Genomic DNA, 25,042 nt, shown 5'->3' on the forward strand with positions numbered 1-25,042 from the left:
CTTAGATGAACTCCAGTTTCATCTGCATCTGTTCAACATATTAAATCTTGGAGTATCAGGAAAGTTCAATTCGCTTGAGCCAATTTTCAACCAAGGCCGTAAAGAGAGCCTCTTGATCTATTTGTGCATTGTGGCCAGCAAGATCCATTACAGCATGAGTTGCCCTTGTATAATAGTGAGGCAGTTGCGCTAACTGCTGGAAGCCCACGACTTGGTCCTGCTTTCCTGCTATAAAAAGGCTGGGCTCGTCATAACCCTTTTTCTGTATCTCTTGATCCACTTCAAACGAAAAAGAATAGTTTTCTTGCAGCTTTTGGACAAAGGGAGCATTCATCATCTGAAGCCCTGCTAGGATTTCTTTTTCAAACCGTTGATAAGTTTCTTTAGTCTGTAAAATCGCCAAATCAACGAAATCTTCGTTTTTGCCTGCTATATCAAACCCAACCTCTCTAATTACCAGAGTATCTTTAGGCAAAATTCTTTCTTTCGGATTGGGTACAACTACTGGACAAATAAGCAGCAAACCATCAATCTCCGACCTTTTCTTAGCCAAAATTCCTCGAGCAAGATAGCCACCATAAGACTCTCCAGCTAAGAGAAAGCTGTGTCCGCTGATTACAGTCTCTATAAAGTTCAAGAGCATCTCTAAAATCGCATCCGCACTTGCAAAAGCAGGATTGGCATCAGACCTACCCATGCCAGGCAAATCTAAATAAATTCTTTTATAGCCAGCATGTTTCTCAAAAATAGGTTCCAAACATCCTTCCATCAATTCAGATGAACAGCCCAAACCATGAATTGCCAAGACTGGCTTTCCTTGACCAATCACTTTATAATATAATTTATTTCCCTGATAAGTAAAAAACATTTTTTCTCCAATCATACCTTAAAGACACGTTTTGCTCGAGGTGAAGCCTTTATCGAAACCAGTCAAAATAATATTGTTTATGAGCCTAACAAATTATTCTTATCATCTACACCCCTCAAAGCTACTAGGCGAGCAAGCTTATTCTTCCCCCTTGATTTCAGAACTTCATGCCTCATCACCAAATAACAAAGTGGATTTCTGCAGATAAGGATTGGGATACTTGACTAGCAGGTTCCTTACAGCTGTTACCAAGTCTTTCTGCTCAGCCTGACCGGATTGGTAACGAAGCAAAAGATGCATAAAATCTTCTTTTTCAGTTGTACTGGCTTTTTTCTTAAAATAGCCCCAAACATGCTGAAAAGCATTGCTGACCTGACCGCGGTTTTCAGGCAAGGCTACCGCCTGATCAATCAAGCCTTGAACATGTGCTGCTTCCACCGAGTCGCTTTTTAGATACTGACGGATTTCCAGATAGATCTTACTAGAATGACTGAGAACCAGATATTTATTTCTAGCCCAAAGAGTCTGACATTGGGATATTTGGTTTGAATTTTCCATAATTACTTTTCCTACTGATTTTTAATTTCGAATACTTCTCGTTTTGTCTACATCATTGCTCGCATCCTAGTAATAAGCTTGCCAAGATAGAAAGCAAATCAAGTATGATTGGAATAGGATTTCGAAGAGTATTAATCAAAATCCCCAATCACATGACTGGGGAATAGTTCATTAGCGTACTTCTGCGCCGAGTTTTTCGGTCAGGGATTTTTCGATTTTTTCCATGTATTTAGCCACTTCCTCGTCAGTCAGGCTAGCTTCTTGATTTTGGAAAGTCAGGCTGTAGGCCATGGATTTGAGGCCGACACCTAGCTTGTCACCAGAGAAGATATCAAAGAGCTTAATATCGGTCAAGCGCTTGACACCAGCTGCTTGGATTGCATCAAGGACCTCTTGGTGAGTGATTTCAGCCTTGAGCAAGAGGGCCACATCACGGCTGACAGCTGGGAATTTAGTTATTTCTGTAAACGGCTGTGCTGGCTGGAGCTGCTCTTCAATAGCAGACAGATTGAGCTCAGCCACATAAGTTTCAGGAATATCGTAAGCCTTGGCTGTCGCAGGATGGACTTGGCCGACAAAGCCGACAGGCTGGCCATTGATAGATATCAAAGCAGTCCGACCAGGATGCAGGCTCTTAATCTGGCTGCTAGCCGCGTATTCAGCTGTCAAGCCCAACTTAGCAAAGAGTGCTTCAACTACACCCTTAGCATAGAAGAAATCAACTGCTACTGGCTTGGTCTGGAAATCTTTTTCATTAACCAGACCTGTCAAAGCAAAGGCAAAGCTATTGATTTCATTTGGCAGTTCTTCCTTAGGATTGCCAGTCTGCTCAAAGACTTTTCCAATCTCATAGAGAGCTAGATTCTTATTTTTACGAGCTACATTGTAGGCTAGGGAGTCCAAAATGCCAGAAACCATGTTCTGACGAAGAACAGAGCGCTCCACAGTCATCGGCCACATAAGCTCAGTCAAGTTGCTAGGATTGAGAGTGAACTCAATCGCCTTTTCTGGAGTCGTCAAAGCGTAGGTGATGATTTCTGTCAGTCCAGCTCCCTCTGCTAAGGTCCGTACTTGACGGCGCAGTTGTTGCGTTGCAGTCAATTCACCAGCAGTCCCGTCATCTTTTGGCAGGCTAGCTGGCAATTTGTCATAGCCATAAATGCGGGCAATTTCTTCATAGAGGTCTGCTTCGATTGAAATATCCCAGCGACGGCGAGGGACACTGACAGTGAACTGTTCTGCATTTCCTGACAGGCCAAAACCAAGTCTGCGGAAGACATCCACAATATCTGTATAAAGCAAGTCTGTTCCCAAAACTCGGTTGACATCCGCGAGACTGGACACCACTTCTACATCACTAGTGTCTAAGCTACCAGCGGATACGATACCCGCTTGAACGATTGCACCTGCCAAGTCCGCAATCATACTTGCTGCTGCGTCCAAAGCTTCATTGACAGTTGCTACATTGATACCTTTTTCAAAGCGGGAAGATGATTCAGAACGAAGATTAAGGCGGCTGCTGGTTTTACGGATTGATTTTCCATCAAAAACAGCCGCCTCCAGAACAACACGAGTGGACTTACCGGAAATTTCAGTCGCTGCTCCGCCCATGACACCAGCCAGAGCAACTGGCTTTTCCGCCACAGTAATGACTAGGTCGCTGACTTCCAGCTCCCGCTCTTCACCGTCCAGCGTTACCAGTTTTTCACCAGCACGCGCTTCCCGCACAACGATCTGGTCACCCTCAAACGTATCCAAATCAAAGGCATGCATAGGCTGACCAAAGTAGAGCAGGATATAGTTGGTCACGTCCACTACATTGTTAATCGGACGGATTCCTTCGTTCATGAGGAGATTTTGCAGCCACTGAGGACTTGGGGCAATAGTGACATTTTCCAAGATACGAGCCGCATAGTAAGGGGCTTTCTCGGTTTCAAGAGCCACTGATAGACTGTCAGCTGCTTGCTTTTCATTCTCCACCAGCGGAAAATCTTTGAAATGTACTGACTTGTCATAGATGGCAGCCACTTCATGAGCCACCCCACGCATAGACAGAGCATCAGCTCGGTTTGGTGTGATGGAAAGTTCGATAATCTCATCATCCAAGTCCAGATAAGAGAAGACTTCCTCGCCCGGCACTGCTTCTTCAGGCAGGATTTGAATACCATCCGCAAATTCCTTTGGCACAACAGAATCAGAAATGCCCAGCTCACCCAGAGAGCAGATCATACCCAGTGACTCCAAGCCCCGGATTTTCCCTTTTTTAATCTTATAATTGTCGGCAATGCGAGCACCTGGCAGAGCTACCATGACCTTGATGCCTGCGCGAACATTTGGAGCACCACAGACAATCTGACGGTTCTCCTCTTCTCCGACATTGACTTGACAAACATGCAGGTGAGTATCAGGAACATCCTCACACGATACCACCTCACCAACAACAATTTTTGACAGGCCAGCAGCTGGTGATGTCACACCTTCCACTTCAATTCCTGTCGTTGACATTTTCTCAGCCAGCTCAGCACTCGCCACATCAATGTCTACTAACTCTTTTAACCACTTATAACTTACTAGCATATTTAAGATATTAAGACCGGCCAATTGCCTTGGCAATTGGTAAAAGCGACCAAATTTTAGGGTTTTGTCTGAAATCCTGATTTCAGAAACAAATCATCTAAATTAAAGCTTTTAGGTCATATTCATTTCCTCTCTTTAAATTTTCTTTTTTATTTCAATTTCTTGCGCAGCAACCAGTCGGTATCTACTGTCTCGCCAGTGATATAGTCGTGCTGGCTGAATTTTTCAAAGCCGTATTTGAAGTAAAAATCTTGAGCTCTAAAATTCTTTTCCCAAACGCCCAGCCAGACCCAGTCAAAGCCTCGTTTTTGGGCTTCTTCCAAAGCAAACTCAAACATTTCCTTGCCCAAACCTTGACCATGATAGGCTTTCAAGACATAGATTCGCTGAACCTCAAAGGCCTGTGGCAGTTCGTGCTCCGTTTGAGCCTGTCCCCAGTTAAACTTGAGAAAACCAGCAATTTCACCCTCTTTGACAACAAAATAAGTCTCTGACTCAGGATCTGCCAGTTCCTTTTCGATAGTTGCAAGCGACAGCTCATTGTCAAAATAATGAGCCATATCAGCTTCCTTGATAAATGGACCAAAGGTTTCTTGATAGGTCGTGACTTCCAACTCCCGAAGGAGGCTCGCTTCTTCTCTTTTTACTCTGACTAGCATACTGCACTCCTTTCTAAGAAAAGCTGCATCTATGAATACAGGTTTCTACTTAAATTGCTGAGAAAAACGAATATCTCCTTGGTAGAATCCACGAATGTCATTAATACCGTAGCGGAGCATAGCTACCCGCTCTTGACCAAGACCAAAGGCAAATCCGGAGTATTTCTCTGCATCAATGCCGCTCATTTCCAATACGCGCGGATGCACCATACCAGCTCCCATAATCTCAATCCAGCCAGTCTTCTTGCAGACATTACAGCCGGTACCGCCACACTTAAAGCAGGAAACATCCACTTCAACAGACGGCTCTGTGAATGGGAAGTATGACGGACGCAGACGGATACTGCGGTCTTGGCCGAACATCTTCTGGACAATCAGCTGCAGCGTTCCTTGCAGGTTGGCCATGGAAATATTTTCTCCAACCACCAAGCCTTCAATCTGATGGAACTGGTGGGAGTGAGTCGCATCATCGGTATCCCGGCGGAAAACGCGCCCTGGTGAGATCATCTTGAGTGGCCCTTTAGAAAAGTCATGGGCATCCATAGCTCGCGCCTGTACCGGACTGGTGTGGGTTCTGAGCAGAATCTCCTCTGTAATGTAGAAAGTGTCCTGCATATCCCGTGCTGGGTGGTCCTTAGGCAGATTCATCCGCTCAAAGTTGTAATAGTCCTTTTCCACTTCAAAGCCGTCCACGACCTGATAGCCCATCCCGATGAAGATATCTTCAATTTCTTCACTAGTTTGGCTAAGAATATGACGGTTCCCAACCGGAATTTGACGGCCTGGCAGGGTCACATCCAAGGACTCTTCAGCCAGTTTCAGAGCGACTAATTGCTCTTCCATCTCTTGAGCAGTTTTTTCAAAGGCTGCTGTCAGAATATCACGCGCTTCATTGACGTGCTTCCCGATAATCGGCCGCATTTCAGCTGAAATATCCTTCATCCCTTTCAGGACTTCAGTCAGTGAACCTTTTTTACCCAAGACAGCTACACGCAAATCCTGCAGTTCCTTTTGATTCTCCGCCTTGAGCTGCTTGAGAGAAGCTAGAGTCTCTTCACGCAAGCTTTTTAGTTGTTCTTCAATCGTTTTCGTCATTTTCCCTCCAAAATAAAAAGCGCGCCAATCTCCATAAGCGGAGCGTTGACACGCGGTACCATCCGTTTTTTATCTGGCAAACCAGACCTTACTTATCAATCCCAGAGCAAGTGAATTCGCCTAGCTTTCATCTAGAGAGCTTTCAGTCGATGGCTCCCCTCCCTGTTAAACTTCCCCTAGGTTACTGGTCTTGCGGATTGCTATTCAGTTATATTTCATTCTAACAGATTTCTAAACATTTCGCAAGCTCAGTTAAAGAATTTACAAAAAGAGACTATCGAGAAAAAGAAGCCCGTTAAACAACAGACTCCCTTTCTTTCTATTTAATCACTTGTCCTGCTTCTTTCAGAACATCTTCTGGTACAGTAATGCCAAGTTCTTTGGCATTTTTGGTATTAATAACAGATTTACCTGTATCGAAAATATCTACTGCAGTATCAGCAGGTTTAGCACCTTTAAGGATTTTAGCTGCCATTTTACCAGTCGCAACACCTAGGTCATACTGGTCTACAACGACAGAGGCAAGACCTCCTTCTTCTACCATGGCCGTCGCACTTGGATAAATTGGTTTCTTAGCTTCTTTATTGCTGGACACAACTGTCGCAAAAGCTGAAGCAATGGTATTGTCAATTGGAATCCATATAGCATCAACCTTGCCAGTCATGACATTCATGGTTGAAGCAATTTCATTGGTTGAAGGAACAGAGTATTCCTCTACCTTGTAGCCTGCCTCTTCAGCCAATTTTTTGAACTCTTCCACCTGAGCTTTAGAGTTGTCTTCGCTGCTAGAGTAGAGCGCACCGATAGTCTTAACATCTGGAGTCAATTTTTTAATCAGCTCTAGCTGTTGCTTGGCTGGATTGCGGTCAGAGACACCCGTGATATTGCCACCTGGCTTGTCCAGATTTTTCACTAGATTTGCTCCAACTGGATCTGTGATAGCTCCCATGACAATAGGCTTGTCCTTAGTAGCTGCAGCTAGTCCTTGAGCAGATGGAGTCGCAATCCCAATCAGCACATCGTTGTCATTGGAAACCAGCTGCTTACTCATAGTAGAGACCTTACTCTGATCTCCCTCAGCATTCATAAAGTCAATCTTAATCTTGTCGCCTTTATAGCCTTCTTCAGCCAGACCATCCTGGATCCCCTTGTAAATCAAATCCAGCGAAGGGTGGCTGACATACTGCAGCACGCCGACCTTGACTGTTTGACTGTCGTCGCCAGTCTTAGAGACATTGGTCTTTCCGCTCAAGCTGGAATAGACAATCCCACCGATTGCCAAAACAGCCAGAAGTCCTAAGATAGTGATTAATCGTTTGTTTTTCATGTTCTTTCCCCATTTCTATGTTTTATATTTTTTCTGTTTAATCCCTAGGGACGCCATCGTTTAAACATAGGCAATTCTCCTTGTTTTTTATAATAAGCAACAAAAAATCCCCACACAGGTATTCTGTGTGAGGGCGAAAATCGCGGTGCCACCTCAATTATGGAAAAAAGATAGTATTCCCCATATCTCTGTCTTGTCATCAAACAAGCTGCACTATAAGGTGTGCCTACCGAATTCTTATTGTTTCAAATTCATTTTATCAATTAGCCCAATTTCGTAAAGATTTGCTGCTCATTTCCACCAACCACAAGCTCGCTAAAAACAAATACATCTACTACTTTTCTAATTTCCTATATTTTAAGTTTTTCCTGAAAGGATGTCAAGACCTTTTTGAAAATTTTTATAAAATGTTCGGATTTTTATAGTTAAGCGAATTTCCAATTTTTAGCATGGAAATAAGATACTATCTTCAACAAAAGAGCCAAACAAATTAGAAAACTAAAAACGCAGAGACTATTTATGATAAAATCTTGAAAAAAATATTCCCTATTCGAAGCAAACAGTCCTAATAGTTTTCCCACTGACTGCTGATTGATTGGAAAAAGATAAAGTAGTTTTTGAGCAATTCCTTCTCGAAAAATCTGAGCTAAAAAATAAGGCAACAAATACAGACTAATAGAAAATGACAAGACAGACAAAGGAGAGTTCAGCAGAGAGGACATCCATAATGTTACTCCTGCTGTAAAAAGAAGCCCTGTAAATTGTAAGCACAAAAACCAAACGTAAACTTGTAGATGATTCCACTCCAATGGAAAACTGAATAACCCCAAATCTAAGTTAGTCTGAATACTAGAACTCCATCCACTAGTATCATACATACTAGAAAATACAAAATAAGTGACCATTTGGAAAACTATAAATAGTACAATAGTCAAGAGAAAAGCCACTCCAATCTTGGCTTTTATTAGTCTATTACGTCCATATTTAGTTGTCAGCAATACTTGATTCATATTTTTTGCCTTATCGTCTGAAAAAATCAGAGAACAAACTAAAATGACTAGAACAGAAACTAAAATGGAAACATTCCCCTGAACTTTATATAAATCAAGCCAAGGAGCATAATTGCCAATTTGCAAAGGCTTATTAAACTCTTTAAAACCAAGATCCTTAATGCTGCGTACTTCTATGTCTTCAATCGTCAACATTTTTCCTTTTTTCACACGTTCCATCTGTTTTTCATAAAGATGACGAGCATCTTTGACAAAAACATCACTTATCTGTTCTGTAAAGAGATAAAATGGGTGAAAAAGCCATGGCTCTCCTTTTTCTTTCCAACTTCCATCATCAGAAAGTTCTCTCTCTTGAAATTTTTTGAGATCGTCTTCTATAATCCAGCGAATTTTATTATCTGTAAACTCTCCTCTATAACTCAGTTCAATATCTTTGGAATAGCCATGTGCAATATTATCTCTCGCTGCAAATTGATACTGAGAGTAATGATAGCCTACGAAAAAAATACCAGCTAGTAGAAATAAACTTGCAACTAAACTTCCCAAAATCGTTTTGTTCTTTAAAATTTTTTGAAATTCAAATCTAATAAGTGTCTTCATCCTGCATCTCCTCTCTAAAATAATAGAGATACAAATCTTCTAAAGTTGGACTAACCAAGGAAGCATTCAAGATTGGAGCTTGTTCAGATACAATCCTCATCACGATATGTTGACCATCCTGGCGACGATTGCTCACAAGAAAAGTCTCTTCTAATTTATTAGCCTCATATTCTGTTACTTCACATTCCCAAACCTTGTCAGATATTTCAGAAACTAATTGATTAACCGTTCCTCTATCTCGTAAACGCCCATTTTTTAAAATCAAAATTTCATCAGCGATACTTTCAACATCTGATACAATATGAGTCGATAAAAGAATGATTTTTTCCTTTGATAAACTACTTAATAACTTTCGGAATTTAACCCGTTCTTTAGGATCTAGTCCAACTGTTGGCTCATCTAACACAAGGACTTGAGGATCGTTTAAAAGAGCTTGTGCAATACCTAATCTCTGCTTCATTCCACCAGAAAGTTTTCTAATTTTTTTATTTTTGATAGCAGATAGGCCTACCAAATCTAATAATTCATCGCTTGTTGTAGAAGCATTTTTTCGACTCAACCCTTTTAAAGAGGCAATATAGAGTAGAAAATTTCTAGCAGTAAAGTCTGGATAATATCGAAAGTCCTGTGGTAAAAAACCTAAAATATCTCTAAAATTTTCTGCTTGATCAACTATATTCTTTCCGTTAAAGAAAACAGCTCCCTGAGTAGGCTTCATGAGACCACAAATAATCCGAAAAAGCGTCGTCTTTCCTGAACCATTCGAACCTAAAAGTCCGTAAAGTCCTGGTTTTAATGAAATGAAAACATAATCTAATACCAACTTATTTCCATATTCTTTTTTAATGTTTTTAAGACAGAGTTCCATTCCACATTCCTCCTGCTGTCAATTTTTTTAATTGTTTAAATAACAAAAGTACGAGAATCAAAAGAGATATTAAATAAGTTAGGAACCAATAAATAACAGCCATACGATAAGGATTGAATTGATTCAAAACTACAAATAGAATTAAAAGGGTCATGCCCAAAACGAACCATGCACTACGATGATTGTCAGAATTTCTCCAACGAGAGAGAGAATAAAACAAAACAATACAAACAATATTATAGGGGACTAACAAATACAGTAACATACTAAAAAAAGAAAATCTGAAGAGTAAGTTTGTTAATATAGAAAAACTCAGAACAATCAGAAAATCAATGAAGCCAAAAATAAATAGCTTCACTAATACATGCTGGCGTAAATCGTACTTAAAAGTTTGCTCTAATTCCCACATTCCAGATGTAAAACTTTTAAATAATTCCTCCATAAAGAAAAGTAGAGAGATTATTAGCAATCCTGTTAAATTTTTTATTAGAGTATAAACGAGACTGAGCGGATTGTTTAATATAACTAATAAGCTGATTCCCAATACTGCGAACTGAATCAACCAAGTTTTTAAACTAATAAACCGAATAGTAAAAATAGCCAATTCCAGATAAGAAATCCTCTTTTTCTGACTTTTCAGATGAGCAACACCGAGTAAAAGAACCTCTTTTTTTCTAGATTCATCAACTTCTAATTGATATTTTTTTAAACGTTCAATAACTTTTTTCGTCATAAGTAAATGCCTCTTGATCTAAAAACTTGGATAGTTTTACAAGCCCTTGATGAATTCGGGACTGAGCAGTTGGAACACCTACACCTGTAATTTTTGCAATATCCTTAACCTTTAAATCATGATAATATCTCAAAATAATAGCCTCTCTTTGCGGATTTGATAACTGATTTAAGGCGCGTTGAATTACCTTATTTTCTTCGTTAACTACTAAATTTCTCATACCATCACTTTCGTGAGAAGATAAAACACTTTCGTTAAATTCAACTTTTTCTATTTCTTTCTTTTTATAATAGTTATTACAATGATGAACAGCAATTGTGAAAAGATAATTGTAAAATTTCCCTGTAAAACGATAGTTTTTGATATTTTCTATCACTTTAAGAAAAATATCTTGCGTCAAATCTGCTGCTAACTCGCTATTGCCATAGCATCTGCGTACACAGTAAAAATAGATAGAGTGATAATACTTTTCAATCACCCTTTCCCACGCATTTTGGTCTCCATTTTTTATCTTTTGAATTAAAATATGATCTTCAAACATTCTAGCTCCATCTATATTTAAATTCCTTCTCACTACTATATTAACAATTTTTATATAAAAATCATTTAATATTTTAAAATTTTTTGTCAAAAAATTTAGAAGCTTTTAGCTTGTTTTTTTGTTATAATTTTCTATAGCAAGTTTCAAGGAGAAAAGCATGTCTTTCGACGGATTTTTTTTACACCACATGACAGAGGAGCTCCGCCGCGAATTGCTGGGCGGCCGCATTCAGAAGATTAATCAGCCCTTTGAGCAAGAGCTGGTTTTACAGATTCGCAGCAACCGCCAAAGCTACAAGCTGCTCCTATCAGCTCACTCAGTCTTTGGGCGCGTCCAGCTGACAGAGACCACATTTGAAAATCCAGCTGTTCCCAATACCTTTATCATGGTGATGCGCAAATACCTGCAAGGCGCCGTCATTGAAGCAATCCAGCAAGTTGAGAATGACCGAATTTTGGAAATCAGCGTCTCCAATAAAAACGAAATCGGCAACAGCGTGGCTGTGACTCTAGTCATCGAAATCATGGGCAAACATAGCAATATTATTCTCTTGGATAAGGCTAGCGGTAAGCTTATTGAAGCCATCAAACACGTCGGATTTTCACAAAATAGCTATCGAACTATCCTGCCGGGCTCAACTTATGTCGCGCCGCCTCAGACTGGCAGTCTCAACCCTTTCACTGTGGGTGATGAAAAGCTCTTTGAAATCCTGCATACTGAAGACTTAGAGCCCAAACGCCTGCAGCAAATTTTTCAGGGATTGGGTCGGGATACGGCTACTGAACTCAGTGGCCGTCTGACAGCTGACAAGCTCAAAACTTTCCGAGCCTTCTTTGCCAGTCAGACTCAGCCAAGCCTGACCGAAAAATCCTTCTCTGCTCTGCTATTTTCTGACAGCAAGACCCAAATCTCCACCTTATCCGAGCTTTTAGACACTTTCTACAAGGACAAGGCGGAGCGCGATCGGGTCAACCAGCAGGCCAGCGAGCTCATACGCCGAGTAGAAAATGAGTTGGAAAAGAACCGAAAAAAACTAGGTAAGCAAGAAGAAGAGCTCCTAGCAACGGAGAATGCAGAAGAATTCCGCCAAAAAGGCGAACTCTTGACCACTTTTCTCCATCAGGTCCCCAACGACCAGGACCAGGTGGAATTGGACAATTACTACACAGGTGAGAAGATTATCATCTCGCTTGATAAGGCCCTGACTCCCAACCAAAATGCCCAGCGCTATTTCAAACGTTACCAGAAGCTCAAGGAAGCCGTCAAACACCTGACCAGCTTGATTGAGGAGACACGGACTACGATTCTCTACCTAGAGAGCGTGGAAACAGCCCTTGCTCAGGCCAGCCTGACTGAAATCGCGGAAATTCGGGAGGAACTAATCCAGACTGGCTTTATTCGCCGACGCCAAAGAGAGAAAATCCAGAAAAGACAGAAACCTGAGAAATATTTGGCAACAGATGGCCAAACCATTATCCTAGTTGGCCGCAACAATCTACAAAATGATGAGCTGACGTTTAAGATGGCCAAGAAGGACGAGCTTTGGTTTCACGCCAAGGATATTCCAGGCAGTCATGTGGTCATCACAGGCAATCTTCAGCCCAGCGATGAAGTCAAGACTGACGCTGCCGAGCTAGCGGCCTACTTCTCCAAAGCCAGACTCTCTAATCTGGTCCAAGTAGATATGATTGAGACTAGAAAACTCAACAAACCAACCGGTGGAAAGCCAGGATTTGTCACCTATACAGGCCAGAAAACCCTGCGCGTCACACCAGATGAAGAAAAGATTAAGAGTATGAAGATGTAAAATTATCCTCTTTAACTATGAAACAGACTTAAGAGAATGACACTCATTAGCCAGCTTAAGCTTTTTACTATCTCCATCAGCTCTAATAATTTTTTATAAAAAACAGGTAGAACTTATGTTCTACCTGTCAGATTGAAGACAAAGTCCTAAGAACAGAAGTTTCTAAGGGCTTTTCTTTTTGTAAAGTCGTATCATAGAGGTAAGAACAGTTGTGAGGTACTAGCTATGTTTCACAAAGAAAAACCTGATTATAATCGCTGCCAATATGGCTTCTATACGATAGACGAATTGGTCCCAGAAGATCACTTTCTTCGCCAAGTGGAATCAGAGGTTGATTTTGACTTTATCTATGACTTGGTTGAAGAAACCTATAGCCCAGATCAAGGCCGTCCTAGTCTCAATCCCGTCATGTTAGTCAAAATCCCTTTGATTAAATGTTTTTATGGCATTCGCTCCATGCGCCAAACCATTAAAGACATTGAAGTAAACGTAGCTTATCGTTGGTTTCTTGGACTAAGCTTGGATGACAAGGTGCCTCATTTTACCACATATGGAAAGAATTATAGTCGTCGCTTTCAAGATAAAGCACTGATTACGGAGATATTTTCACAAGTACTCCATCAAGCTTTATGTGCTGTTTTAATAGATCCTTCGGAAATATTTGTGGATGGTACCCCTATCAAAGCGGCCGCTAACAGTCACAAGTATCATAAGGAAATGGTTGCCCAACAAGCTAAATTTATGAGTGAGCAATTGGAAGTGGAGATTGATGTAGATAGGAAAAAAACACGAAAAAAAGTCCTTAAAGCCCGCAAAAGGAAGCGAGGCTAAAGAAAAGAAAATCTCAAGGACAGATCCTGAGAGTGGTTGGTTCCACAAGGGGGAACACAAGGAAGTATTTGCCTATTCTGCCCAAGTAGCGTGTGATAAGCATGGTTGGGCCTTGGCTTATACGGTTGAAGCAGGAAATGTTCATGATAGTCAGGCTTTCCCTGCCATTTTTGCCAAGATTGAGCCTTTTCATCCAACCTATCTCATCGCCGATGCAGGTTATAAAACCCCAGCTATTGCCCATTATTTATTACAGCGAAACATCATCCCTGTCTTCCCCTATACCCGCCCCAAGGGTGTAAAAGGGAACTTAAGACCCAGTGATTTTGTTTACGATTCCTATTATGACTGTTACCTCTGTCCAGAGAACCAAGTATTAGCCTATCGCACGACGACCCGAGCAGGCTATCGTGAATATAAGAGTGATCCAACAGTATGTGTCGCCTGTCCCCTATTATCTGTTTGTACCCAGAGCCAGAATCAGCAGAAAGTCATCACAAGACATGTATGGAAAGAGGCCCTTGAATTTTGTGAAGAGATTCGACACCGAAGAGGGATGAAGGAGCTCTATAAGAAGCGCAAAGAAACCATCGAGCGGCTCTTTGGGACAGCCAAAGAATACCACAACCTCCGTTATACAAGAGAGAAAGGCAAGTCCAAAATGGAAGATAAGGTTGGGCTTACTTTGGCGTGTTTGAATCTCAAAAAACTAGTAAAAATGAGGGTGGACAAGCCTTTTTATTTTGTTCAAATGACCATTATTCTATCAAAAGATGGCATTTTAGCCTGACAAACAGAAAAAGACAAACACCATTTGGAATGTTTGTCTTCGGTCTGACAGGTAGAACTTATGTTCTACCTGTTTTTGCGCTCTCCCGAAATTCTTCTAGTTCATCAACGGAATTTCTTCAAGCCTATGTTAGTCTTCAGACTTTTTCTTCCTCTTCTCTAAGCCAATCAATCCCAAACCTGCTACTCCCGCAAGTAAGCTTGCTGCTATGTATGAGGTTTCTTCTGTACCGGTCTTAGGAAGAGATTGTGCGCCCTCACTCTTAGAAAGAGACGGTGGTGCAGGTATAATCGTCCGCTCTGGCTGAACAGGATATTCGGTCACAGTCGGAACGTAAACCGCTGAAATCGTCTGACCATTGCGGTCTTTGCGAACAACAGTAACACCATCCGCTTGACCGACAAAGCCAGCTTCCGGAACAAAGGTCACAGTGCCATCTGGCGCAATCGTGTAAGTACCTTGACCTGGAACAGCCTTTTCTGTGCTGCCATCTGAGAAAGTTGGTGGAACAGTTGGATCCACATCCCCTTCAAAGAGAGGCTTTCCAGTCTGAGGCTGGCCTTTAAGCCCCGTACTTCCACTGTCTATAGTATCAGTGCTTCCCAATACAGTCGGGGTGTAGGTAGCCGTCACGGCATTGCCATAAATATCTGAACGCTTCACGACAACTCCGCGAGCAGTTCCGACAAAGTCGGCTTCCGGTACAAAGGTTACTGCTCCCAGCATAGTGAAACGATAAGTTCCCTCACCTGGGACAACCATTTCGGTGCTGCCATCCGCAAAGGTCGGTGCTACTGCCTGGTCAATCGCCCCTTCAAAGGTTGGCGTGCCCGTTTGAGATTGGCCCTTGCGACCGCTAGATACACTGTCCTTGCTAGTTGATGGTTCAACTACGGTCGGAATATAGCGAGCCGTCACTGAGGTACCGTTCTTATCACGACGAACAAGGGTCACACCGCTTCCCTGACCAAGGAAATCAGCTTCTGGAGTGAAGGTGACTGTCCCATCTGGTGCGATGGTGTATGTTCCCTGACCTGGAATGGTCTTTTCCTTACTTCCGTCTTCAAAGGTTGGCGCAACGGTTTCATCAATTGGAACCAATGGATCACCTGCTTCGAAGACAGGTGTACCAGTTTGAACATGACCCTTGATATTCGTAGATGTCGCATCTTTACCAGTTGGACTTACCTTGACAAACTCTGGACTGTAAGTTGCAGTGACTGGAGTTCCGTTTTTATCAACACGTTTCACAGTGATTGGATCGGGTTTTCCTACAAATTGCTTGTCTGGGGTGAAAGTCACTGCTCCATCCGGAGTGATGGTGTAAGTTCCTTGACCTGGAATGGTCTTCTCCTTGCTTCCATCTGCAAAGGTTGGCTCAACAGTCTCATCAATTGGAACTAGTGGGTCCGCACCTTTGAAGGTTGGAGTGCCTGTTTGCGGAAGACCTTGTGGGCCAGTGCTGGTCGCATTGGTAGCTGTAGGAATCACTTCTTTCACTACCGCTTGGTACTTGACGGTAACAGCGGTGCCATTGGCATCCGTACGAGTCAATTCGAGTTCTGGTGTTTCACCCTTGAACTGTTTATCTGGGGTAAAGGTTACCTTGCCATTGGCATCCACTTCGAACTTACCGACATTCGGTACTTCTTTGACAGAAGAACCATTGTCAAATAACGGAGTTGAACCAGCTGGGAATGGAACAGAGTCATGGCCTGGGGTGAAGGTGACTTTTCCTTCTTGAACCTGACCCTGTAGGAATCACTTTCGTAAACTCTGGACTGTAGGTCGCTGTCACTGGTGTGCCGTTCTTGTCAACACGTTTCACAATTACTGAATCTGGCTTACCTACAAACTGCTTGTCTGGCGTGAAAGTCACTGCGCCATCTGGAGTGATGGTGTAAGTGCCCTGGCCTGGAATCTTCTTCTCCTTACTTCCATCTTCGAAAGTTGGCTCTACTGAGCCATCAATTGGAACCAGTGGATCACCACCCGCAAAAGTTGGAGTGCCAGTTTGCGGAAGACCTTGAGGTCCGGTGCTGGTTGCATTGGTGCTGGTTGGCGTAACCTTAGTAAACTCTGGACTGTAAGTCGCAGTCACTGGCGTGCCATTCTTATCGACACGTTTCACAGTAATTGGATCTGGTTTACCCACAAATTGCTTGTCTGGACTGAAGGTCACTGCACCATCTGGTGCAATAGTGTAGGTTCCCTGGCCTGGAATGGTCTTCTCTTTGCTTCCATCTTCGAAGCTTGGTTCAACGGTTTCATCAATTGGAACAAGTGGGTCGCCTCCTACGAAGGTCGGTGTGCCAGTTTGCGCAACACCTTGAGGACCAGTGCTAGTCACATTGGTGCCAGTAGGAATCACTTCTTTCACTGCTGCTTGATATTTGACGGTGATAGGAGTACCGTTGGCATCCACACGAGTCAATTCGAGTTCCGGTGTTTCCCCCTTGAATTGTTTGTCTGGAGTAAAGGTCACCTTACCATCTGCATCCACTTCGAACTTACCAACATTTGGTACTTCTTTAACTGCGGTACCATTATCGAATAATGGAGTTGAACCAGCTGGGAATGGAACAGAGTCATGGCCTGGAGTGAAGGTGACTTGACCTTCTTGGACTTGACCTTGCAAGCCTTCTGTCTTAGTGCCAGTACCAGTTGGAGTTACTTTCGTAAATTCTGGGCTGTAGGTAGCCGTTACTGGAGTGCCATTCTTGTCCACACGTTTCACTGTCACTGGTTCTGGTGTACCAACATATTGTTTTTCAGGTGTGAAAGTCACTACGCCATCTGGTGCAATGGTGTAAGTTCCTTGACCTGGAATCTTTTTCTCCTTACTTCCATCTGCGAAGGTAGGCTCTACTGCGTCATCGATTGGAACAAGTGGGTCGCCGCCTTGGAAAGTCGGTGTGCCAGTTTGAGGGACCCCTTGAGGACCTGTGCTAGTCACATTGGTGCTAGTAGGAATCACTTCTTTCACTACCGCTTGGTACTTAACTGTAATAGGGGTGCCATTGGCATCAGTGCGTGTCAATTCAAGCTCTGGTGTTTCACCCTTGAATTGTTTGTCTGGAGTAAAGGTCACCTTACCATCTGCATCCACTTCGAATTTACCGACATTTGGAACTTCTTTCACTGTTGAATTGTTATCAAACAGCGGAGTTGAACCAGCTGGGAATGGAACAGAGTCATGGCCTGGGGTGAAGCTTACTTTACCTTCTTGCACTTGGCCTTGCAAGCCTTCTGTCTTAGTGCCAGTACCAGTCGGAGTTACCTTAGTATACTCTGGACTGTATGTCGCTATCACTGGTGTACCGTTCTTATCCACTCGCTTCACAGTGATTGGATCTGGTTTACCCACAAATTGCTTGTCTGGCGTGAAAGTCACTGCTCCATCTGGAGCAATCGTGTATGTTCCTTGACCTGGAATAGATTTCTCTTTGCTTCCATCTTCGAAGGTTGGATCAACTGTTTCATCGATTGGAACAGCTTGGTCACCTGGACTGAAAGTTGGCTTGCCACTTTGCGGTTGACCTTGGAGACCGGTTGATTCAGCATTGGTACTAGTTGGCGTTACCTTGGTAACTTCTGGGGTATAAGTAGCCGTTATTTCTGTGCCGTTAGCATCGACTCGTTTAACCCTAATAGGTGTCGCCTTGCCAGTGAATTGCTTATCTGGAGTGAAGGTAATGGAACCATCTGAATTAATGGTATAAGTTCCTTGATTAGCCACTACCAAAGTATCAGTCCCATTTTCAAAGGTCATTGGTTTGGTCATATCGATTGGAACTGCTTGGTCGCCTGGACTGAAAGTTGGCTTGCCACTTTGCGGTTGACCTTGAAGGCCGGTTGATTCAGCATTGGTGCTAGTAGGCATTACCCGTATTACCGTTGGCGTATAGGTGGCAGTCACTTCCGTTCCGTTTTTATCTACACGTTTAACAGTAACTGAAGCTGGGGTCCCCACATACTGTTTGTCTGGGGTAAAGGTGATAGTACCATCTGAGTTGATGGTATATTCCCCTACTCCTTGAACCGTCTTCTTAGGTTGACCATCTTCAAATGTCATTGGAGAATCCATATCAATCGGAACAAGTGGATCACCACCTTGGAAGCTTGGGCTACCTGTTTGCGGAACACCCTGAGGACCTGTGCTAGTCGCATCGGTGCCTCTTGGAACCACTTCTTTCACCACTGCTTGGTATTTGACTGTAACAGGAGTGCCATTAGCATCGGTGCGAGTCAATTCAAGTTCCGGTGTCTCACCCTTAAACTGCTTGTCTGGCGTGAAGGTCACTTTACCATTTGCATCTACTTCAAACTTACCGACATTCTGTACTTCTTTCACTGTTGAATGGTTATCAAACAATGGTGTTGAATTCGCAGGGAACGGAACAGAGTCGTGCCCTGGGGTGAAGGTCACTTTACCTTCTTGAACTTGACCTTGCAGGCCTTCTGTCTTGTTTCCAACACCAGTTGGCTTTACAGCCGTTACTGTTGCTTGATATTTTGCCTTCGCAAGGGTACCGTTGACATCTGCACGACTGACTTCAATTTCAGGTGTTTTACCTACAAATGTCTTGACCGGAGTAAAGGTAATATTACCATCAATATCCACTTCAAACTTACCAACATTTTCAATTTCTTTCACATTGGTACCAGTGTCAAAAACTGGCGGATTATCTGCTGAAAAACCAACTTCTGGTCTTCCGGCTTCAAAAGTAATCTTACCATTCTGAACCAATCCTTGTGGACCTTCAGTCCGATCGCCAGTTGCGTTTGGAATAACTTCTTCAACAGTAGGAGTGTATCTAGCTGTCACTTCGGTTCCATTCGCATCTACACGTTTGACCGTCACTGGGGTCGCCTTGCCAGTAAATTTCTTCTCCGGCTTAAAGGTAATGGAACCGTCTGAATTAATGGTATAAGTTCCTTGATCAGCTACTACTAACGTGTCAGTCCCATTTTCAAAAGTCATGGGCTTGGTCATATCGATTGGAACTGCTTGGTCACCTGGGGTAAAGGTCGGCTTGCCACTTTGCGGTTGACCTTGGAGACCGGTTGATTCAGCATTGATGCTTCTTGGTGTGACACGCGTCACGGTTGGTGTGTAAGTAGCCGTCACTTCTGTTCCATTTGTGTCTACTCGTTTGATTGTCACTGGAGCTGGGGTTCCGACGTATTGTTTGTCTGGAGTGAAAGTAATCGAGCCATCTGACTCAATGACATAAGTACCGACCTTGTCTACCTTCTTAGTTGTTTGATTATCTTCAAAGGTCATTGGTTGGGCTATATCAATCGGCACAGCTTTGTCACCCGCAGTGAAAGTAGGCGTACCTGATTGTGGCAGACCTTGAAGACCAGTGCTAGTCGCATTGGTACCTGTAGGAACCACTTCTTTCACCACTGCTTGATATTTGACTGTAACAGGAGTGCCATTCACATCTGCTCGAATCAATGTCAGCTCAGGAGTGGTTCCCTTAAACTGCTTGTCTGGCGTGAAAGTTACCTTGCCATTGGCATCCACTTCAAACTTTCCAACATTTGGCACTTCTTTAACTGTTGAATTGTTATCGAAGAGTGGAGTTGTTTCTGCTGGAAACGGCACAGAATCATGACCTGGTGTGAAAGTAACATGGCCTTCTTGAACCTGACCTTGCAATCCTTCTGTCTTATCACCAGTACCAGTCGGAGTTACCTTTGTAACAGTTGGGGTATAGGTTGCTCTTACTTCGGTGCCATTTTCGTCAACTCGTTTGACCGTCACCGCGGCTGGGGTACCCACATATTTCTTATCTGGAGTAAAGGTAATAGATCCATCTGAATTGATGGTGTATTCTCCCACGCCCGCAACAATCTTCTTAGGTTGATCATTGTCAAAGGTCATTTGCTTGTTATAGTCAATTGGGACCGCTGGGTCGCCTTCCTTGAAGACCGGCGTTCCTGTTTGTGGCACCCCTTGAGGACCTGATGAAGTAGCAGGTGTGCTGGTTGGTGTGACCTTGGTCACGTTAGGTGTATAGGTAGCAGTCACTTCTGTGCCGTTGGCATCTACGCGTTTAACCGTAACTGGTGTCGCCTTGCCAGTGAATTGCTTAAGTGGCTTGAAGGTAATGGTATCATCTGAATTGATAGTATAAGTTCCTTCATTAGCTACTTCCAAGGTGTTCGTCCCATTTTCAAAAGTCATGGCTTTGCTCATGTCAATTGGGATTTGTTGGTCACCTGGGGTGAAGGTCGGCTTACCACTTTGTGCTTGACCTTGGAGGCCAGTTGATTCAACATTGGTGCTTCTTGGTGTTACTTGGGTCACATTAGGTTGGTAGCGTGCTCGGTGTGCTTTACCATCGGCATCACTGACTTGAACTACCACTGGGTCTGGCGTACCATAAAAAGTTTTGATAGGTTTGAAGGTCACTTGGCCAGTATTTGGATCTAATTCATAGGTCCCGACTTGCTGGCCATTGGACATGGCTGGCACCGTGTTGCCTGCTACTGTCTGACCGTTAGCATCCACAAAGCTGGCAGGATGGGTAGCGTCTGGCATGACAGGGGTCGTATTCGCATCATCATCGTTAAAGACTAGCGTTTTATTTTGGTCCAGTCCCTGAAGACCACTTGATTCGTAGTTTGGAATCTTACGAACTGTCGGCACATAACGGCCGTCCATACTAGTCAATTGATCATTTTTATTAGGGTCAGAAGCATCCGTCGAAGTCCATCCAGTTGATGTACCATTGCTGTCAGTCCAACGAATATTAATTCCGTCAGCAGTTCCAGAAAAGTCCGCATTTGGTGTGAAGACTACTTGAACATCATTGCCATTGACGGTCAAGCGATAGGTCCCTTCTGGACGAATATAGTTGCCATCAACAGGAGTCAGAGCATTGCCTTGTTTATCCAGAACCTGAGGCGCTTGGGTACTCATAACTGCATTGACACTGTCATCTGAACGATCCGTTCCTTTAGGTGTGAAGTGAAGGACAGCAGTTTGAGTCTCACCTGTAAAGCCGTCCGTAGTCTGCTTTTCACCTTTAGGAGGATAAATGCGATGCAAGAGCATATCTTCTACTTCACCGCTAAAGGCAATACCGGTTGGTTGCTCAATATCACCTTTATTAGTCGCAATACGGAAACGCATACCCAATTTGTCCACTTGACCGCCACTAATATTTGGGTTGGCATTGAAGGTCAAGGTATAGTCACCAGCAGCTGTAATCTCTTGTAGGTTGCTACCTTCGCTTTCATTGAAGACTCCATCATTGTTGAAGTCTATCCATGCCTTGACATAGGATTTAGCATTACCATTTGGGTTAGCTTTGATTTTAATCGTATATGTCCCATTTTTTGCTTTGTCTAAATCTAGCAAATCATTAGAAGTACTTAATTGATCGTCCGCTAGTAATTGGCTGGCTCCCTCGTCCTTGTGTTCCTTTTTATCATCCAGAACCCAATTATTAGCTGTATCAACATCAATGTCTGCTGGAGTAGTCCCTAAGTAAGGCTGATTAATTAGCTTACCAGTCAGAGAATCACGACCTGAAATGGTATGGAAGGCTTCGCCATAAGTCGCTGGCGCATCACTGCCATCCACCACTAAAAATCCCATCATCATAGCTTGTTGTCCAGATGATGCTACATAAAATCCTACTTCAGAAGCTCCGCGTGTCATCACCACAGGAACCGTCCGTTCGTTCGAACGGTTTGGTCCAAAGACCTGAGTCCCCAGGCCACCTGTCACTGTATCCGGACTGAGGTACTTATACCAGTCTACGCTTGTATCTCTTAAGATTAAGAGGCCGCCGCGCGTTTTTTTATCCGCTTCATCCACCATTTGCTTGGTAATAACCGTGTAGGCTTCTTTGGCAGTACTCTTATTCTTCCATTCACCGAGATATTCCCATCCTTCTCCGTTAGTAGTGAAGATAGCAAATTCACCTGGGTTGGCATCTTCACCATCGGCCATAACCACCGTAGGGGCCACACGCTTCCCTAGATAGGTAGCCTCAATATTGAATTTCACTCCCCAGTTAGCTGAATCCTCAGGGTAAACAAGTTGCGTCTTATGATTCTGGGTATTAAAACCTTGATTACGAATAGTTGTCCATTGATCCTGACTTGCCCCTATAACTGAAAGGGGTGTTCTCCCATATTTTGAACTCGACTTCAAGAAATCATTTTGTGCATTTGGATTATAAGTATTTGCTGTCGGTGTTCCTTCAACCCGTTTTCTATAAGTTTCAGTCGAGTTAAAAGGTTTAAGCTCAGTGACCGTCAGGGTTACTTCATAGCCCGGTGAGATTTCCTTCTTGAAGGTCGTTCCTACTTGGAGTCCGCCTCGTGAATCCAATCCTTTCGAACTTGCAGTATCCGAAAAATCAAGCCACGTAATCTGTTTGGCTAATTGGGTACTATCTTTCTTGACAGATTCCTCCAAGCTTGGTTTAGGTACTCGTGGCGTAGAGGTAGCATCATCTGCCCCAGCTGGTCCAGTACCTATCGGAACTCCTGTTGTTACGCTGTTCTGTTGTCCAGTAGGTGTAGCTTCCCGTCTTACCCGACGAGAGCGACTAGACTGAGCTAGATCTGCGGTTGCTTCTGACTTTTCAGCCACGACAGTCGCATTAGATGTTTCTGGGTGAACAGTGATTGGCTGAGTATTCTCAATTGGTTTAGTTGCTGTAGATTCAGTAGATTCTTCAACTTTCTCAGGCTCTGAGCTTCTTGGACTAGGATTATCATCTGATTGAGAGGGCTCAGTAGCAAAAGCGAGTGCTGAACTTTCTTTTGCTTGTAAATGTTCAGAAGCCACAGTTTCAACAGAATACACTGATGATTCGGCTATTCCTGTTTGCGAAACTTCGTTTTGGGCACCAGAATCACTAGTTTCGTCAGCACTAACTTGTGCCGCTGCTCCCAAAAGAAGCAGGGTTGACAAGAGCACAGAACAAACACCGACGTTTAGTTTTCGAATCGAAAACTTACGCAGGTGAGGATTAAATAAATCTTTTCCCATAATAATCTCCTAAATAATCATCTAGTTACAATAGTTTTATTATACAACATTCCATTTCAGTTAGCTATATATATAACTATAATTATATAAAAAAATTTTAAAAAAATTGACATAAAATACTTTGTAGCCTATTTTTAAAAACAAAAGAAAAAATAGATCGTAGAAAAATACCTATAAATTAAATAATCTGGGAGTTTTTCAAATTCTACTTTAATCTTTAACACTTTAGAACTGCTATTATTATGAAGTTTTTAAGAGTTTTTCTCTTTGGGCATAAAGAAAAAAGATTCACTAATGAATCTGTACTGACCCCAAAAAGTTAGACAATTAATTATTGAAAGGATTTAGTTCTGTATTGTACAGGACTAAGTCCTTTTAGTTTGACTTTAATTCTTTTGTTATTGTAGTAATATATGTAGTCTACAATAGCTTGCTCAAGGTCTTCTAAAGACCTAAAGTTCTTCTCATAACCGTAGAACATTTCGGATTTCAAAATGCCAAAGAAGGACTCCATCATGCCGTTGTCTGGGCTGTTACCCTTGCGTGACATGGATGGCTGAATTCCCTTACTCTCTAGAAAGTGATGATAAGAATCATGTTGGTATTGCCAGCCTTGATCGCTATAGAGAATCGTATTCTCATAGTGTTTCTCTGTAAATGCTTGTTCCAACATCGTCTTCACTTGTTCTAAATTTGGTGAAGTAGAAAGATGATAAGCGATGATTTCACTGTTATATCCATCCAGAACAGGGGATAAATAGAATTTCTGCCTGCTTGCTGGAATGGCAAACTCTGTCACATCCGTATAGCACTTTTCCATTGGCTTGGATGCTTCAAACTGGCGTTGAATGAGATTCTCTGCTTTCTTGCCAATCTCTCCTTGGTAGGAAGAATACTTACGCTTACGACGAATACGTGCCATTAAACCAAGGACTTTCATCAGCCGTTGGACCTTTTTATGATTGACTACGAAGCCACGATTTCTTAGTTCAAGAGTAATTCTCCGATAGCCATAATTTCCTTTATGCTCACGATAAATGGCCTGAATTTCGGTTTTAAGCTCTTTATCTTTATCAACCCTATCCAGTTGCTTCAACTGATAATAGTAAGTTGAGCGAGCTAAACGAGCTGTTTCAAGAAGTAAATCTAGTCGAAATCCTCCTGAAACCATTTCTCTAACTGTCTCTGCCTTTCTCTCTCTAAGGCTTCGTCCCTGTCTTCTAGCTCTTTTAACTTTTTTAGGTAGGCCACCTCGGTACGTAGACGCTCATTCTCCTCTTGAAGTCGCTCTAATTCTGTCATTTCTCCCCAAGTTTTCTTCCGTTTTCGTCCCATCCTAGCTGGCCTTCCTCTTGTTTTCTCAACAATAGTATACACGTTTTTCTTGTATTGTGCCAGCCAATTTGGAAGTAATCCATTACTTGGAAGAGCATAATCCAGAGATACGCTTAGTTGCGAACGACCTTCAATTAAAACCTTATTGATGATTTCTTGTTTTAATTCAGGAGAGTAATAACGGTTTTTCCCTTTTTTGATATTTTCTATTCCGTAGCGATCAATCGGATTAAGTACTTAAGATTTGAAAGGTTCATTCCATATTTATCTGAAAGTCGCTTGAAGCTGATTCCTTGTTTTCTTAGTTCATAGATTCGAACTTTATCCTCATCAGTTAATTTCATTTAAAAACACCCCAAAAGTTAGATTTTTCTGTCTAACTTTTGGGGTGCGGTTCAATCTTCCCTCTTTTAATTTAGGA

At 42.6% G+C, this 25,042-nt stretch carries 13 protein-coding genes and 3 pseudogenes; 2 read left to right on the forward strand and 14 right to left on the reverse strand.

Annotation, left to right across the window (positions count from 1 at the left end; genetic code table 11):
* Positions 1-55: 55 nt before the first annotated feature.
* The 10 genes from O3620_RS00440 to O3620_RS00485 form a co-directional block, all read right to left on the reverse strand.
* Positions 56-883: an alpha/beta fold hydrolase gene (locus tag O3620_RS00440; protein ID WP_002919238.1), complete on the reverse strand. Its 828-nt coding sequence runs from the start codon at positions 881-883 to the stop codon at positions 56-58.
* Between the two features lie 150 nt (positions 884-1,033).
* Complete coding sequence (locus tag O3620_RS00445) at positions 1,034-1,426, reverse strand: YbgA family protein (protein ID WP_002919239.1); 393 nt, start codon at positions 1,424-1,426, stop codon at positions 1,034-1,036.
* A 171-nt stretch (positions 1,427-1,597) separates the two neighbouring features.
* Positions 1,598-4,027 (reverse strand): phenylalanine--tRNA ligase subunit beta, encoded by a 2,430-nt coding sequence (pheT, locus tag O3620_RS00450; protein ID WP_371601473.1) that lies wholly within the window; start codon positions 4,025-4,027, stop codon positions 1,598-1,600.
* A gap of 125 nt (positions 4,028-4,152) precedes the next feature.
* Entirely contained in the window at positions 4,153-4,662 is a 510-nt protein-coding gene (locus tag O3620_RS00455) for a GNAT family N-acetyltransferase (RefSeq protein WP_002919241.1), read from the reverse strand.
* A 45-nt stretch (positions 4,663-4,707) separates the two neighbouring features.
* Positions 4,708-5,757, reverse strand: a complete 1,050-nt coding sequence (pheS, locus tag O3620_RS00460) for a phenylalanine--tRNA ligase subunit alpha (RefSeq protein ID WP_002919242.1) — start codon at positions 5,755-5,757, stop codon at positions 4,708-4,710.
* Positions 5,758-6,076: 319 nt separating this feature from the next.
* Entirely contained in the window at positions 6,077-7,084 is a 1,008-nt protein-coding gene (gene trpX, locus O3620_RS00465; RefSeq protein WP_002919243.1) for a tryptophan ABC transporter substrate-binding protein, read from the reverse strand.
* 425 nt (positions 7,085-7,509) lie between these two features.
* The gene (locus tag O3620_RS00470; protein WP_002919244.1) at positions 7,510-8,694 is read right to left on the reverse strand and encodes an ABC transporter permease subunit; all 1,185 of its coding nucleotides are present in this window, start codon (positions 8,692-8,694) and stop codon (positions 7,510-7,512) included.
* A complete protein-coding gene (locus tag O3620_RS00475; RefSeq protein ID WP_002919245.1) occupies positions 8,678-9,562 on the reverse strand; it encodes an ABC transporter ATP-binding protein in 885 nt (294 codons plus the stop codon). Before O3620_RS00475 ends, O3620_RS00470 begins: the two co-directional genes overlap by 17 nt.
* Positions 9,546-10,295: a hypothetical protein gene (locus O3620_RS00480; protein ID WP_002919246.1), complete on the reverse strand. Its 750-nt coding sequence runs from the start codon at positions 10,293-10,295 to the stop codon at positions 9,546-9,548. The genes O3620_RS00475 and O3620_RS00480 overlap by 17 nt, the downstream gene beginning before the upstream one ends.
* On the reverse strand, positions 10,276-10,836 hold the full coding sequence (locus O3620_RS00485) for an RNA polymerase sigma factor (RefSeq protein WP_371601299.1): 561 nt from the start codon (positions 10,834-10,836) through the stop codon (positions 10,276-10,278). Before O3620_RS00485 ends, O3620_RS00480 begins: the two co-directional genes overlap by 20 nt.
* A 157-nt stretch (positions 10,837-10,993) precedes the next feature.
* Here O3620_RS00485 and fbpA point away from each other — a divergent pair, with 157 nt between their 5' ends.
* Together fbpA and O3620_RS00495 are read left to right on the forward strand one after the other, a co-directional pair.
* Entirely contained in the window at positions 10,994-12,643 is a 1,650-nt protein-coding gene (gene fbpA / locus O3620_RS00490) for an Rqc2 family fibronectin-binding protein FbpA (RefSeq protein WP_371601300.1), read from the forward strand.
* 225 nt (positions 12,644-12,868) lie between these two features.
* Positions 12,869-14,319 (forward strand): annotated as a pseudogene (locus O3620_RS00495) (IS1182 family transposase).
* A 74-nt stretch (positions 14,320-14,393) separates the two neighbouring features.
* On the opposite strand, the gene O3620_RS00500 reads toward O3620_RS00495, so the two are convergent.
* The 4 genes and pseudogenes from O3620_RS00500 to O3620_RS00515 form a co-directional block, all read right to left on the reverse strand.
* Positions 14,394-15,764 carry an LPXTG cell wall anchor domain-containing protein gene (locus O3620_RS00500; RefSeq protein WP_371601474.1) on the reverse strand — a complete coding sequence of 457 codons (1,371 nt, stop codon included), beginning with the start codon at positions 15,762-15,764 and terminating at the stop codon, positions 14,394-14,396.
* A gap of 57 nt (positions 15,765-15,821) precedes the next feature.
* Positions 15,822-15,962 (reverse strand): annotated as a pseudogene (locus O3620_RS00505) (hypothetical protein); the annotation flags it as partial.
* Positions 15,963-15,972: 10 nt separating this feature from the next.
* A complete protein-coding gene (locus O3620_RS00510; RefSeq protein WP_371601301.1) occupies positions 15,973-23,286 on the reverse strand; it encodes a CshA/CshB family fibrillar adhesin-related protein in 7,314 nt (2,437 codons plus the stop codon).
* Between the two features lie 331 nt (positions 23,287-23,617).
* A pseudogene (locus O3620_RS00515) lies at positions 23,618-24,965 on the reverse strand (IS3 family transposase).
* Positions 24,966-25,042 lie beyond the last annotated feature (77 nt).

The sequence above is a fragment of the Streptococcus sp. 27098_8_134 genome (assembly GCF_041431675.1).
Taxonomy (GTDB): domain Bacteria; phylum Bacillota; class Bacilli; order Lactobacillales; family Streptococcaceae; genus Streptococcus; species Streptococcus sanguinis_R.

Excerpts from the sequence above, each read along its gene's own strand:
- O3620_RS00440 (WP_002919238.1), bottom strand. The coding sequence starts at position 883 with ATGATTGGAGAAAAAATGTTTTTTACTTATCAGGGAAATAAATTATAT.
- O3620_RS00445 (WP_002919239.1), bottom strand. The coding sequence starts at position 1,426 with ATGGAAAATTCAAACCAAATATCCCAATGTCAGACTCTTTGGGCTAGA.
- O3620_RS00455 (WP_002919241.1), bottom strand. The coding sequence starts at position 4,662 with ATGCTAGTCAGAGTAAAAAGAGAAGAAGCGAGCCTCCTTCGGGAGTTG.
- pheS (WP_002919242.1), bottom strand. The coding sequence starts at position 5,757 with ATGACGAAAACGATTGAAGAACAACTAAAAAGCTTGCGTGAAGAGACT.
- trpX (WP_002919243.1), bottom strand. The coding sequence starts at position 7,084 with ATGAAAAACAAACGATTAATCACTATCTTAGGACTTCTGGCTGTTTTG.
- O3620_RS00470 (WP_002919244.1), bottom strand. The coding sequence starts at position 8,694 with ATGAAGACACTTATTAGATTTGAATTTCAAAAAATTTTAAAGAACAAA.
- O3620_RS00475 (WP_002919245.1), bottom strand. The coding sequence starts at position 9,562 with ATGGAACTCTGTCTTAAAAACATTAAAAAAGAATATGGAAATAAGTTG.
- O3620_RS00480 (WP_002919246.1), bottom strand. The coding sequence starts at position 10,295 with ATGACGAAAAAAGTTATTGAACGTTTAAAAAAATATCAATTAGAAGTT.
- O3620_RS00485 (WP_371601299.1), bottom strand. The coding sequence starts at position 10,836 with ATGTTTGAAGATCATATTTTAATTCAAAAGATAAAAAATGGAGACCAA.
- fbpA (WP_371601300.1), top strand. The coding sequence starts at position 10,994 with ATGTCTTTCGACGGATTTTTTTTACACCACATGACAGAGGAGCTCCGC.
- O3620_RS00510 (WP_371601301.1), bottom strand. The coding sequence starts at position 23,286 with ATGGGAAAAGATTTATTTAATCCTCACCTGCGTAAGTTTTCGATTCGA.